This is a genomic window from Paenibacillus silagei (assembly GCF_017874735.1).
GTDB lineage: Bacteria > Bacillota > Bacilli > Paenibacillales > Paenibacillaceae > Paenibacillus_AQ > Paenibacillus_AQ silagei.
The window spans coordinates 1-13,843 of the sequence record NZ_JAGGLV010000001.1; the positions used below are offsets into that span (position 1 = coordinate 1).

The 13,843-nt window shown below is 54.5% G+C and carries 10 protein-coding genes and 1 rRNA gene; 3 read left to right on the forward strand and 8 right to left on the reverse strand.

Going from position 1 to position 13,843, the window contains the following annotated elements; all coding sequences use genetic code 11:
- Positions 1-580: ribosomal RNA gene (locus J2Z70_RS00005) — 16S ribosomal RNA — on the reverse strand; the annotation flags it as partial.
- A 480-nt stretch (positions 581-1,060) separates the two neighbouring features.
- On the opposite strand from J2Z70_RS00005, the gene J2Z70_RS00010 reads away from it, so the two are divergent.
- Both J2Z70_RS00010 and J2Z70_RS00015 read left to right on the forward strand, forming a co-directional pair.
- Positions 1,061-2,311, forward strand: a complete 1,251-nt coding sequence (locus tag J2Z70_RS00010; RefSeq protein ID WP_209868270.1) for an MFS transporter — start codon at positions 1,061-1,063, stop codon at positions 2,309-2,311.
- A gap of 114 nt (positions 2,312-2,425) precedes the next feature.
- The gene (locus J2Z70_RS00015; protein ID WP_209868271.1) at positions 2,426-3,700 is read left to right on the forward strand and encodes a molybdopterin-dependent oxidoreductase; all 1,275 of its coding nucleotides are present in this window, start codon (positions 2,426-2,428) and stop codon (positions 3,698-3,700) included.
- An 81-nt stretch (positions 3,701-3,781) separates the two neighbouring features.
- Here the strand turns inward: J2Z70_RS00015 and J2Z70_RS00020 are convergent, their stop codons facing one another.
- The 5 genes from J2Z70_RS00020 to J2Z70_RS00040 all read right to left on the reverse strand — a co-directional run bounded on the left by J2Z70_RS00020 (position 3,782) and on the right by J2Z70_RS00040 (position 8,798).
- A complete protein-coding gene (locus tag J2Z70_RS00020; protein ID WP_245367882.1) occupies positions 3,782-4,687 on the reverse strand; it encodes a hypothetical protein in 906 nt (301 codons plus the stop codon).
- Positions 4,688-4,700: 13 nt separating this feature from the next.
- Positions 4,701-5,975 carry an ABC transporter permease gene (locus J2Z70_RS00025; protein WP_209868273.1) on the reverse strand — a complete coding sequence of 425 codons (1,275 nt, stop codon included), beginning with the start codon at positions 5,973-5,975 and terminating at the stop codon, positions 4,701-4,703.
- Complete coding sequence (locus J2Z70_RS00030) at positions 5,972-6,679, reverse strand: ABC transporter ATP-binding protein (protein WP_245367883.1); 708 nt, start codon at positions 6,677-6,679, stop codon at positions 5,972-5,974. Before J2Z70_RS00030 ends, J2Z70_RS00025 begins: the two co-directional genes overlap by 4 nt.
- Positions 6,680-6,709: 30 nt before the next feature.
- Positions 6,710-8,431 (reverse strand): alkaline phosphatase, encoded by a 1,722-nt coding sequence (locus J2Z70_RS00035; RefSeq protein ID WP_425355092.1) that lies wholly within the window; start codon positions 8,429-8,431, stop codon positions 6,710-6,712.
- A gap of 172 nt (positions 8,432-8,603) precedes the next feature.
- Positions 8,604-8,798 (reverse strand): hypothetical protein, encoded by a 195-nt coding sequence (locus J2Z70_RS00040; protein WP_209868279.1) that lies wholly within the window; start codon positions 8,796-8,798, stop codon positions 8,604-8,606.
- Here J2Z70_RS00040 and J2Z70_RS00045 point away from each other — a divergent pair.
- On the forward strand, positions 8,798-9,202 hold the full coding sequence (locus J2Z70_RS00045; protein WP_209868281.1) for a hypothetical protein: 405 nt from the start codon (positions 8,798-8,800) through the stop codon (positions 9,200-9,202). The two genes, J2Z70_RS00040 and J2Z70_RS00045, sit on opposite strands and share 1 nt — an antisense overlap.
- Before the next feature lie 146 nt (positions 9,203-9,348).
- On the opposite strand, the gene ligA is transcribed toward J2Z70_RS00045, so the two are convergent.
- Together ligA and pcrA are read right to left on the reverse strand one after the other, a co-directional pair.
- Positions 9,349-11,361: an NAD-dependent DNA ligase LigA gene (gene ligA, locus J2Z70_RS00050; RefSeq protein WP_209868283.1), complete on the reverse strand. Its 2,013-nt coding sequence runs from the start codon at positions 11,359-11,361 to the stop codon at positions 9,349-9,351.
- A 77-nt stretch (positions 11,362-11,438) separates the two neighbouring features.
- Positions 11,439-13,811 carry a DNA helicase PcrA gene (gene pcrA / locus J2Z70_RS00055; RefSeq protein ID WP_209868285.1) on the reverse strand — a complete coding sequence of 791 codons (2,373 nt, stop codon included), beginning with the start codon at positions 13,809-13,811 and terminating at the stop codon, positions 11,439-11,441.
- Between the last annotated feature and the right edge of the window lie 32 nt (positions 13,812-13,843).

Here is a 13,843-nt window from a genome sequence, read left to right on the forward strand (position 1 = left end):
CCCAATAATTCCGGACAACGCTTGCCCCCTACGTATTACCGCGGCTGCTGGCACGTAGTTAGCCGGGGCTTTCTTCTCAGGTACCGTCACTCCGGCAGCAGTTACTCTACCGGACGTTCTTCCCTGGCAACAGAGCTTTACGATCCGAAAACCTTCATCACTCACGCGGCATTGCTCCGTCAGGCTTGCGCCCATTGCGGAAGATTCCCTACTGCTGCCTCCCGTAGGAGTCTGGGCCGTGTCTCAGTCCCAGTGTGGCCGTTCACCCTCTCAGGTCGGCTACGCATCGTCGCCTTGGTGGGCCGTTACCCCACCAACTAGCTAATGCGCCGCAGGCCCATCCCCAAGCAGCAGATTGCTCCACCTTTCATTCTCTCTTCAGGAGAAGAAAGAAATTATCCGGTATTAGCTACCGTTTCCGGTAGTTATCCCAGGCTTGAGGGCAGGTTGCCTACGTGTTACTCACCCGTCCGCCGCTAAGTTTGAAAGGAAGCAAGCTTCCTCTCAAACTCCGCTCGACTTGCATGTATTAGGCATGCCGCCAGCGTTCGTCCTGAGCCAGGATCAAACTCTCCAATTAGGTTTTTCCGAGCGGCTGCTTCACCCGAATCACTTCGAGGAAATAACCATCCGTAAACTATCGAAAAGAGCGATTGCTCATTTTGAAACTGACGATTCATTGAATGAATCTTGTAAAAATTAAAGCGTTCCATTTGTTCAGTTTTCAAAGAACTTGCTCCCGGCATTTCAACGTTATGTCTCTTGCACAGGAATTAGATCATATCATTTTATTACGTTTGTTGTCAACTTATTTTTCTTCCGCCGCTCAATTCAGCGTCGATGTCTCATAAGCACAAGAGATAATATATCACGCGCTCCAAGCGTTTGCAAGTCTTTTTTTATAATAGGATTAAGCACTGCTTTTTTTGAGTTAATAATGAATAGTTCACCGCAGCCCTGCACAAATTGATTCCCATAATACTTCATTTGTCGCTACAATAGAATTTATCTTCGTATCCATAGATAACTTATTTATTAACTGTTCCTGAAAGGAGTTCAAATGTCCAACAAGACCCTGCCTCAAGCTCCATCCGGCCCTCTGGGGGAATCACGAAATCTGCAGCAGGCTACCATCTACCGTATTTTGCTTGCAGTTAGCTTTGTTCATTTATTCAATGATTCCATTCAGGCACTGATTCCGGCGATGTTCCCTGTACTAAAGGATAACCTGGTGCTCTCTTATGCCCAGATCGGCTGGATTGCGTTCGCGCTGAATCTCACCTCTTCGGTGATTCAGCCTATTATCGGCTTCGCCGCTGACCGGAAGCCGCGTCCGATCCTGCTCCCGCTGGGGATGTGCTGTACCTTTGCCGGGGTGTTCCTGCTCGCTTTTGCAGGTAATTATGTATTAGTGATTGTATCCGTAATGCTTGTGGGCTTCGGATCAGCTGCGTTCCATCCGGAAGGGATGCGTGTGGCTCATATGGCTGCCGGTCAGCGCAAGGGGCTGTCGCAATCCATATTTCAGGTGGGCGGCAACGCCGGCCAGGCCTTGGGTCCTCTATTAATGAAGTGGGTATTCATTCCCTTCGGTCAGATGGGTGCTCTCGGCTTCACCGTTATCGCCGCTGCCGGAGTCGCCATCCAGGCCTATGTGGCCCGCTGGTACCGAGAGATGCTGGATGCCGGATACACCTTCCGCAAAAAGTCAGCGTCACGCTCTATCGACCCTGCCCGCAGCAAACGTATTCTGATTACAACGGTTATTCTGGTCTTCATCGTATTCGTGCGATCCTGGTACGGCGCCTCCATCGGCGGGTATTATGCCTTCTATCTAATGGACAAATACGGGATGACGCTGGATAAGGCTCAGATCTATATCTTCATCTATCTCGCTGCCGGCGCTGTCGGCACCTTCTTCGGGGGCCCGCTGGCAGACCGCTTCGGCCGCCGCAATCTTATTCTGGTGTCGATGATCGGGACGGTGCCTTTTGCGCTGGCCCTGCCTTTTGTGAACCAGTTCTGGGCGGCCGTGCTGCTGATCATCTCCGGGTTCATTCTATTATCCAGCTTCTCCGTCACTGTGATTTACGCTCAGATGTTGTATCCAGGTAATATCGGTACGGTCTCGGGTCTGATTACCGGCCTTGCCTTCGGGCTTGGCGGAATTGGTTCTGTTGTAATCGGGCATCTGATCGATACGATCGGAATAGCCACGGTGTTCGTGGCCTGCGGCTTCCTGCCGCTGCTCGGCCTATTGGCTCTGCTGCTGCCCGGTGACAAGAAGCTGGAGGAATGGGCGGCGGAATAATCCGCCGAATCTGGATAACGGCAGAGAATTATTCAAGGGACACTTTTTGCGGTACAATTAGTTAAAACTTGAATTAATCACTCTAAGGTGGAGGCACCAGAGGAGGCTAAGCGCTTGAAAAACTTACTTACAACCCTTCGCAAAGGATACGGAAAGAAGCTCGTCTCGATTCACTTGTGGAATGCCTGGCTGGTCTTAATCCTTGCCGTTAGTGGTCTAATGTTGGTAGGCGGCTTCTGGAGAGAGCTGCTGGGTGAGGGCAGAGTGTGGCTGAAATGGGGCCATATCGTGTTCGGTCTGGCGCTGTTGATCCCTGTGGTCTACTATCTGCTCCTGGCGGCGAAGCACTGGAAGCGGCTCAAGGGTAAACCTGCGCAAAAAGCCAACGTCCTCTTCGTGCTGACGCTTTTGATCGGCTGGCTGATCTCAGGGGTTGTGCTCTGGCAGTTCAGGCTTGCCGGGCCGAGAGCAGCGAATACTGCGTTATTCATTCATGATCTGCTGACCTGGGTCGGCCTGCCAGTCATCATCTATCACTCCATTACACGGGTGAAGTGGCTGAAGGAGCCCAAGAAGCGCACGATTGTGGCAGAAACTGTACCTGTTGAAGAGGCCTCTTCTCCCGCAGGACGGACTCGGCCTGCGGCTCCTTCTGAAGCCCAGCCTATGTATTCACGCCGCGGGTTCATTAAGGTTGCGGTAGGCGCAGGGCTTGCTGTCACGCTCGGCCCAACTTTTGTCCGCTGGATCGGTAAATCCCTGCAGTTTCCCGGCACAGCCGACTATGCGGCAAGCAATGCCAATGCATTGGTTCCCGATCCTATTCCGCTGGCGGAATCTGCACCTCCTATCGGCGGGGGAGCCGAGGGCAGCTTTCGCGTATATACGGTCACGGCCATTCCCGCGTTCGACAACTCCAACTGGTCTTTTACCATTGATGGCCTGGTGGATAAGAAGCTGAGCTGGAACTGGGAAGAGTTCGTCAAGCTGCAGCGCGAGGTGCAGGTCAGTGATTTTCACTGCGTAACAGGCTGGTCTGTGTACAAAAATACATGGGAGGGCCTCCCCCTCTCGAAGCTGCTCGATATGGCCGGTGTGCAGCCTGGGGCCGTCATGGTCAAGTTCTACTCGGGAGACGGTGTCTATACGGACTCACTCACTCTGGATCAGGCGAGGATGGACGATATCATGGTGGCCGTGATGCACGATGGCAAACCTATCCCCAATCAGCTCGGCGGGCCGGTTCGTCTCGTTACTCCGCAAATGTATGCCTATAAATCAGTCAAATGGCTGAACCGCATTGAGTTAATCAATGAAGATTATGTCGGGTACTGGGAACAGCGGGGATACGATAAAGATGCCTGGCTGCCGAGTGCGAAGCGGGTGTAATGTAGCTTCTGTCCTCTATTTCAAAAAAAACCTCCTTTCCCAATCCGGGATTTGGAGGTTTTTTTGTTCTTGCTTAATGGATCACAGGCTTTTGAAGGAAGCGTCGTACAGGCGGAACATGGTTTTGTAGCCGGACTCGTCAATCTTGATTCCGACATCCAGACGCCCCGATATTTCCAGCGGACCAGAGGTGTAGCGGAGCTTACTGCCTTCAGGAACAAACACGATCATAATCTTGTTCCAGTAGGTCTCATCCCCATTATCGAACGGACACTCTGCACCCGGTTCGGGAATAAGCAGGAACCAGTTTTTCTCAAAAGAAAGGACCTCACCCATGAATCCCTTAATGGTAACCTGCTGTCCGCTAAGATCCCAGAAGTGCTCTGAGGGCCGGGTCTGATCGTCTCCGTCAAAAAATCCGTTCCAGTCTATGGCCTTATTCCCTGTGGAGGCAGCACTCACGGTAGACGCTGCCTCTGCTGCCGCAGACGGTGACGGTGAAGGGGACACGCTCAATGCCGGAGCAGATCCAGCCTTGACGGGTTCTGCTTCAGCGCTGCTCTCCCCGGTACCCTTAGACGCTGCCGCTGGGCGGGGGCTTTGTACAGAAGAAGAGGCGGCCGGACTCGGCGTAATGGTTACATTCTTCCCGGAGGGCTTCCGGGTAGCCGTTCCAACAGGTGCAGCAGTAGGCGATGGAGACGGCTTGAACGTAACCGTCACCTTGGTCCCGGTATCCGTACCTTTGGATGGAGCAGCGGATGCAGCAACTCCGTCTTTGGCTGTTGGAGCAGTGGCCTGCGGGGAAGGGGATGCGGACGACTCAGCCTCCGCCGTGACTTCCGCAGTGCTCTGCGGAGCTTCCACCACCGCCGCAAAGGACTCCCCGTTCCCATTAGCAGCAGTATTCTGGCCACATGCCTGAAGCAGCAGCATACCTGTCACAGCTCCCGACAGCAGAAGCATTCTTCCTTGTAGTCGTATCAATTGAACGTACCTCCTATGATTTGAACAAGGCGAGCGGATGCATCCGGTACATCCGGAAGGCCGGTCCAAGCGAGGACAGCAGACCTATAGCCAACGCCCCAAGCACAATAAACCAATGCTCCGGTGTCCAATGGTAAGGCTCGATTTGAATGCCCGCCTGCGAGAACAGCATATCCTTGAGCAGATAAGCTCCGAGATGACCGGTCACAAGGCCCGTGATAAGTCCGGTTGCCGTTACCAGCAGGCCTTCAGTGGTCAAAGACAGCCATACGTAGGCCCGTGATTTTCCTAGAAGACGTAGTATTCCAACATCCTTGGTCCGCTCTGAGGCTGCTGCAACGAGAGATAATAGAATCGCAATACCTGCGAGAAGTACACAAATGGCGGTCAGCATCCCCAGCAGCCGTGAGCCCTGATCCACTGCATTCAACACCTCGGACACGGCCTTGCTGGTATACGCCGCCTGGACACCATTGCTGCCATCGAACGCCTGCTTCAAATCATGGGCTCCCAGCAGACTGGCCGGCTTAACCAGCACCGCCGTAATCTCCCGTTCCTCAGGGGACAGCCCGTGCACAGCCCAGGCATAGTCTACTGTCGTAAAGACCGCCCGGTCATCCGGAGTATGGAGTTCTGGAAGAATACCCGCTACCCTGTATCGAAAATCCTCATGGGCATGCCCGGCTCGCTCTCCCGTCCCCTCATCTTCGGCTGCCGCATGTCCTCCTGCTTCTTCGGCCTCATGATCCCCTTCATGCTCAGCCGCTGCGGATTCGTGGTCTTCTCCCTGCACAAGTCCATGCGCCCCCGCAAAGGTATCACCTACCTTCAGTCCCAGCGACCGGGCCACGTATGAGCCTACAATCGTATCACCAGTATGGGCATACATCTTACCTTCCTGTAGCCTGCTGCCGCCATAGCGGGTGAAGAAGTAACCGGAATCTATCCCGACAATCGGATAACCCTTGTAGTTATCGCCCGTGGTCAGCGCAAAGGCGGCTTCCACAGACGGGTCCCGCCGGGCCTCATCCAGTACAGCGAGCGGGATATTCCCGGTTGGTGCGCCGATATGATAAAAGGTATTCAGCACAAGCTGTGTCTCACTGCCCGTTGCTCCTATGACAAGATCAAAGGGGCCATAGCCTTTCTTGGCTCCCTGCTCTACACTCTGCCGGGACAGGACAAGTAACACAATAAAGGCAACTGTAATCGCCACAGCACACACGGTAAGCAGAGACAGGAACCGCCGGTGCAGCACATTGCGGAGGGTGAGCCGGAACAGGCTCATAGTGAAAATCCCTCCCTGTCTATCCCGCTGAACGAAGACCGCTGCCGGGCTAATACCTCCCGGCGTACTTCATTGATATCTTGAATGTTCAAGCGGCGTGGAAACCGTCCAGCCATATTGAGGTCATGGGTTACCACGATTAAGGTGTATCCATGGGCCTTGCTAAGCTCCAGGAGCAGAGAGGATATCTCATCGGCCGTCTCCCAGTCCAAGCTGCCTGTCGGTTCATCTGCCAGCAGAAGCGGCGGGTGATTGATCATGGCCCTTACAATAGCAACGCGCTGCTGCTGCCCGCGTGAGAGCTGGGATGGCAGATGCCTTCCGCGGCCCCCCAGGCCCACCTGTTCCAGCCAGCCGTCCACTATGCGCCGTCTCTCCTTTTGCGGAAGCCGGGCCGTCATGGCAATCTCGACATTCTGCCGGGCGGTCAGCGAAGGAATCAGATGGAAGTCTTGAAGCACATAGCCTATAGCAGAAGCACGAAAGGCATCGCGCTTCGCCTCAGTTAACTCGTGAAGCGGCTGCCCATCTACGGTAATTCTGCCGCTGTCTGCACTCATAATGCCGCTGATCAGATGCAAAAGCGTGCTTTTACCGGACCCGCTGGGTCCGGTAATGGCTACACGCTCTCCTTTTTCAACATTCCACCGGGGGATATCGAGGATCGGCACAGCTCTGCCGTCCACTTTGAATTGTTTGGTCAAATTCTGAATCTGGAGCAATAAGAGCCACTCCTATCTGAGCACAATGCGTTCGGACAGCGCATCCCAGGTTAAGGTCGTGCCCTTCAACTGGTTGAACGCACTAAGCGGAAGGTAGAGTACGTTGTTATCCACATCCACCGTGTATGCGGCCGCTTTACTGTTCAGCTTCGCTGTTTTACCGGTCAGGTCGACTTCAATCGTATTCTTTCCAATAGTAAGCTTGGCAGCAGAAGTGCTCCCTGTATAGGTTCCTCCAAGCGCCTTCACCAGAGCCTGAGCCGGATAGAGCACTTCATTGTCGCGGCTGATTTTGAATTTCGGATAAACATATTTCGACTGCAGCTCTGCGGAACGCTTGTTCAGATCCAGTCCCAGTATTCCCGCTCCCATAGTTGCGATCTGCGTATTGTCAATCTGCCCCTTCACCTTGTCAGCAATCGGGCCATACGCCCACACCCCAACATCCACCGCAGAGTGGCCGTGACCCGACCAGCCGACCAGCAGGCGCTTAGAAATCACTGCATTATATGCGCCTTCCCGTTTGTACGAAGAACCGTCACCGTTCATAATCTGGGTAACTTCCTCATCTGTCAGATCTGTAATCCAGGTGTTTGCCGTTACGATTTTGCGGATCTCTTCCGTTGTCTGCGCGGCTTCAAGATCGGCTGCCAGACTCTCAGAGGAGTGCTTCTGCTTGTTCCACAGATCGATATTGATCTCATAGATATTGTCACGCGAGAGTGAGAGACCGCCTGTCTCATGGTCAGCAGTAACCACCACGGAGGTGTTGCCGTTTTTCTTCGCAAAATCAACCGCTGTCTTGAAGGCTGCGTCGAAGTCGAGCGCTTCCTGCACCATAGTCGGCAGATCGTTGGCATGACCGGCATGGTCGATACGCCCGCCTTCAATCATCATGACGAAGCCGTCTTTATCGGCGGACAGAATATTCAGTGCCTTGGAGGTCATCGCCGAGAGACTTGGAATTTCCGGAGTGCGGTCTGGCGTATAAGCCACATGGGAGTTACCGAACAAGCCTAACACCTTGGTATTCTTGGAAGTAAGGGCATTTAAGGCTGCGGTATTCTCAACAACCGTGTACCCTTTGGCTTTGAAGTCAGGCAGCAGGTTCTTATCCGTACGTTTGCCCTTCTCATCCTTGGTCAGGAAGAACTGCTTCCCGCCGCCCATGAGCACATCCACGCCGCTCTCCAGGTACTGCGAGGCAATCGCCGATTCATTGTCACGGTTACGTACATGGGAAGCGTACACGGCAGGTGTGGCATGGGTGATACGGGCAGTGGTCACAAGGCCGGTGGCCTTGCCTGCGCTCTCCGCAGCTTCGATTATAGAAGCAAACGGCTTGGAGACATCCTCATTAGAGACGCTGATGCCCGCGTTATAGGTTTTATGGCCTGTAGCAAATGCAGTACCGGCAGAGGCGGAGTCTGTGACGATCCCGGATACGATTTTACCGCTGTCCTCTCCCCGGTCTGCATATGTAGTAGCTTGTCCCACGTAGTATGGATCGAGGTTCAGGTGCTTGACTCCCTTGGTATATTGCTGAAAATATCTTGCCGCAGACACTTGGGCCGGGCCCATGCCGTCGCCGATCAGAACGATAAGATTCTTAGACTGGGCCTTGGCAGCGCCCCCGGAATTAGCCGGGCTCTTGGCCGCCCCTGCAAGGGTTGCTCCTGAGACTACGGCTGCCGCCAATCCTCCAAAAATCATGCCCCTCATTAACTTGTTCATCATATACCCCTTCCTCATTGTGACGGTTCTAATCCCAAGCTTACCTTGGAAAGATTAACTAACTGTCAAAATAAGTATGGAGTTGTATTAAATTATCAAATGTTCACATGAAAGCGGAAGGGTAGCCGTCTGCACAACAAAATCACCCTACCAGGTGACAACTACTGGTGCCTTATCCCCGTACATCCGGCCCGTTCGCCCTCGCTTGGCGCAATGTGGTCGGTTTTTCGATTACATCCGGCCCGTTCGCCCTCACTTGGCGCAATGTGGTCGGTTTTTCGATTACATTCCGCCCTCTTACCCTCGTCTGGCGCAATGTGGTCGGTTTTTCGATTACATCCGGCCCGTTCGCCATTGCTTGGCGCAATGTGGTCGGTTTTTCGATTACATTCCGTCCTCTCACCCTCACCTGGGCGCAATGTGGTCGGTTTTTCGATTACATCCGGCCCGTTCACCCTCGCTTGGCGCAATGAGGTCGGTTTTTCGATTACATCCGGCCCGTTCGCCCTCGCCTGGCGCAATGTGGTCGGTTTTTCGATTACATCCGGCCCGTTCGCCCTCGCTTGGCGCAATGTGTTCGGTTTTTCGATTACATTCCGCCCGTTCACCCTTACTTGGCGCAATGTGGTCGGTTTTTCGATTACATCCGGCCCGTTCTCCCTCGCTTGGCGCAATGTGGTCGGTTTTTCGATTACATCCGGCCCGTTCGCCCTTGCTTGGCGCAATGTGGTCGGTTTTTCGATTACATTCCGCCCGCTCGCCCTCGCTTAGAGCAATGTGGTCGGTTTTTTGATTACATCCGGCCCGCTTGCCCTCGCTTGGCGCAATGTGGTCGGTTTTTCGATTTCCTATACATCAAAAAAAGCCCTGCGCCCCTCCGCTCATAAGCAAAGGAAACACAGGACTTATATATTCTCTTACATCTCCAGCAGCCGGATCAGCTCATCTTCATCTTCGATAACCTTGACCCCCAGCTGCTGAGCCTTGGCAAGCTTGCTGCCCGCCTTCTCCCCGGCGATGACCAGGTCTGTCTTCTTGGAGACGCTGCCGGATACCTTGGCTCCCAGAGCTTCCAGGCGTTCGGCGGCTTCTTCGCGGGTCATTTTGTGCAGCGTACCTGTGAGTACGACGGTTAAACCGCTGAAGTAAGAATTGGTAGCAACTACACGCGGAGCTTCAGGAGCCTTGGCTTCTACCCCCAGCGCCCGCATACGGTCGATGCTAACCACTACGAACGGGTCGGCAAAATAATTCACGATGCTCTCCGCCACAATTCCCCCGATATCCGGCAACCCGGCCAGTTCCTCCGCTGTAGCAGACATGACGGCTTCCAGGCTGCGGTAATGGTCGGCCAGCATTCTTGTCGTGGCTTTGCCGGTATTAGGAATGCCGAGTGCATAGAGGAAGGATGCCAGATCTCTGCCTTTGCTGTCTTCGAGTGCCTTCAGCAGATTCGCCGCCTTCTTCTCTCCGAACCGCTCCAGCTTCACCAACTGGTCGAAGGTTAGCTCATACAGATCCGCAGGCTCCCGTACACTAAGCTCCTCATGCAGCTGAGCCGCCGTCTTCTCACTGAACGTCTCAATATCCATGGCATCTCTGGACGCAAAATGGGTAATCCGGCTGACAATCTGCGGCTTGCAGTCAAGCTTGTTGTTGCAGAACAGATGAGCGCCGCGCATCTCCAGCGGGAACCCACAGGCCGGACACTCTTCGGGGAAGATAATCTCCCCGCCGTCACTCTCTTCTGTCACCTTGCCCAGAATCTCGGGGATGACATCATTGGAGCGGCGGATGAACACCCGTGTGCCCAGGGCAAACTTCAGATTCTTGCGCTCAATATCGCCCACGTTGTTAAGGGTGCAATTCTGCACCGTAACCCCGGCTAGTTCTACAGCCTCCACCCGCGCGAGCGGAGTAACTTTGCCGGTGCGTCCGACATTCCAGCTGACAGATTCCAGAATGGTTGTGGTCTCTTCCGCCTCGAATTTATAAGCAACGGCCCAGCGCGGGAACTTGTCGGTATAACCCAGCGCTTCTCGAATACGGAAATCAGTAACCTTAATGACCGCTCCGTCAATCAGATAATCCAGACCGGAACGGCTCTCTTCAATCTCTGCCAGTTGCTCGGTTACATCATCGAAATTGCTGAAGTAGTTGAGGTAAGGGTTAACCTTGAACCGGTTGCTGCGCAGGAAATCCATCATCTCCTGATGATCGGCGAACTGTACGCCTTCTGCATACCCCACATTATAAAAGAAAGCATTCAGCCTGCGGTCGGCAGTCATCTTGGGATTCAGGTTGCGCAGCGCTCCCGCCGCACCATTGCGTGCATTCTTCAGCGGCTCTGCTGCGCGGGTATTATAATCCGCCAGTACTGACAGGTTCATAATCCCCTCGCCCTGCACTTCAATAACGCCTTCCTTGAACGGAATATTCAGCGGAACGGACTTGATCGTCTTCACCTGAGCCAGAATCCCCTCACCTGTCACCCCGTTGCCGCGGGTAGCTGCTTGTACAAGCGCCCCATCACGATAGGTCAGGTTCAGCGTCAGGCCGTCGAACTTCAGCTCTACGGCATAACACGGCTCCGGCAGCGGATTCTCCGGGTTCTTGGTATTATAATCATTCACCAGCTTCAGCACACGGGTGTTCCAGGTACGGAGCTGTTCAATATTCTGCGCCTTGTCCAGACTCCACAGCGGTGCCAGATGGCGGTGCGGTGTGAAGCCCTTCAGGAGCTCCCCGCCTACCCGCTGGGTCGGGGAATGCGGCAATACAATTCCGCTCTCCGCTTCCAGCGCTACCAGCTTGTCGTAGAGCACATCGTATTCCTTATCGCTGATCTGCGGAGCATCCAGTGTATAGTAGTGATAATTGTATTGATTCAGCTCGGCTACAAGCTCTTCCATCGTGAACATCATATCCATCCGGCATATCCCTCCGTCAAATAGGTTTCCTACGGTTAGCGTGATCCAAAAGCACTGCCGTTAATCGCAAGCTTGATTTATTCAACTTTGGTGATCGGCGCAAAGCCGGCCAACAGCCGCTTAACGCCTACCGGCGCCGGGAAGGCAATCTGCAGCTCCGTATCGTTGCCACTGCCCTTCACGGCCACAATGGTGCCGGTGCCCCATTTGCCGTGGGCGACCTTGTCGCCCGCTTTGAAGCCTCCGGCCTCCGCAGCCGCCCCGGCCCCGCCCGTCGTGCGCTGCGCGCCTCCGGTCGTCACCACCACACGGCCCGCGCCAGGCACCGCGCTTGCCGAGCTGCCGCTGCCGAAGCTGGCGGACCCGCCGCCGCCTCCCGGCGCGTTCCCGGCAGCAGCGGTGCGGCTGCCGAAGTTCCCCCGGCTGCCTCCGCTTCCGCTGAAGCCCCGGCCGCCATAGGCACCGCCTGCCTCCGCGCCTCCGCGCCGGAAGCGGTCCGATTCACGGACAGTATCTTCCTTCAGCTCCTCCGGAATCTCCTCCAGGAAGCGGGACGGCGCATTCGCGTTCGTCCGCCCGAACAACGTGCGCATCCGTGCGCAGCTGAGGAACAGCTGCTTCTCCGCACGAGTAATGCCCACATACGCCAGCCGGCGTTCTTCTTCCAGTTCATCATTGTCCTGGAAGGCACGGCTGTGCGGGAACACCCCTTCCTCCAGCCCGATGATGAAGACGGTCGGGAACTCCAGCCCCTTCGCGCTGTGCATCGTCATCAGCACCACCGCATCACTGCGTTCTTCTTCATCATTCACGCTGTCGATGTCCGCAACCAGCGCCAGATCGGTCAGGAAGGAGACCAGCGACTTGTCTTCATTGTTCTTCTCGAATTCCATCGTAACAGACAGGAACTCGTCAATGTTCTCCAGGCGTGAACGGGACTCCAGCGTATTCTCATTCTGCAATTCAAGGCGGTACTGCGACAGCTCGAGAATCTTCTCAGTCAGCTCTGTCACCGAGAGGAATTCCACCATCCGGTGCAGGGCTTCGATCATATCGTAGAATTCCACCAGCGTGTTGCGGGTCCGCCCGGCGAACCCGAGATCATCCACCGTCTGCAGCGCCCGAAAAATCGAGACGCCCTGGGCCGCAGCCGCTGCCGCCAGCTTACCAACGGTTGTATCTCCAAGTCCCCGCTTCGGAACATTGATAATCCGCGTCAGGCTGATATCATCATCAGGATTGGACAGCAGGCGGAGATACGCCAGCAGATCCTTGATTTCTTTACGGTCGTAGAACTTGATCCCCCCGACGATCTGGTACGGAATATCTGATTTGATCAGAATTTCTTCTATTACACGGGACTGGGCATTCGTACGGTACAGAATCGCATGGTTCTGGTAAGCCTGCCCCTGCTTCACATTCTTGCTGATCTCCCCGGTGACAAAATATCCTTCGTCATGCTCAGTGTCGCCACGGAACACCTTGATCTTCGCGCCTTCATCGGAGTCAGTCCACAGCTTCTTCGGCTTGCGTCCCGTATTGAGGGCAATCACGCCGTTGGCGGCATTCAGAATGTTCGAGGTGGAGCGGTAATTCTGCTCCAGCAGAATCGTCTGGGCTTCGGGGTAATCCTCTTCGAAGTTCAGAATGTTCGAGATATCCGCCCCGCGCCAGCGGTAGATCGACTGGTCACTGTCCCCGACCACGCAGATCCGGTGGTGGCCTTCAGCCAGCATCCGGCAGAGCATGTACTGCGCCCGGTTCGTATCCTGATACTCATCGACATGAATATACTTGAACTTCTTCTGATAGAAATCCAGTACATCCGGCTTCTCCTTGAACAGCTCGATCGTCTTCATAATCAGGTCATCGAAATCCAGAGAGTTATTGCTTCTCAGCCGGTGCTGGTATTTGGAATACACCTTAGCCACCAGGCCTTCAAAATAATCGCCAACCTTCTGCTCATACTGCGCCGGTGTAATCAGCTCATTCTTGTTCGTGCTGATGACGGCCTGGATGGCCTTCGGCTCGAACTTCTTAGTGTCGATGTCGAGATCCTTCATACAATTGCGGATGACGGACAGCTGATCTGTCGAATCCAGAATGGAGAAATTCGAGGTGAAACCGATCTGATCGATATCCTTCCGCAGAATCCGCACACACATCGAGTGAAAAGTGGATACCCAAATATCCCGGCCCTCCGGCCCGACCAGCTTGGAGACACGATCCTGCATCTCCCGGGCGGCCTTATTCGTGAACGTAATCGCCAGAATCGCCCAAGGCGGTGCCTTGCGGTTCGCAATCAGCCACGCAATCCGGTGGGTCAGCACGCGGGTCTTACCGCTGCCTGCACCAGCCATGATGAGCAAGGGTCCTTCAGTTGCTTCTACAGCCTGACGCTGCGGGGGATTCAGACGGCTTACGGCGTCCTGTATGTTAACAAGTTGCATGTGTTACATGCTCCTTTCTGAATATAAGTTAT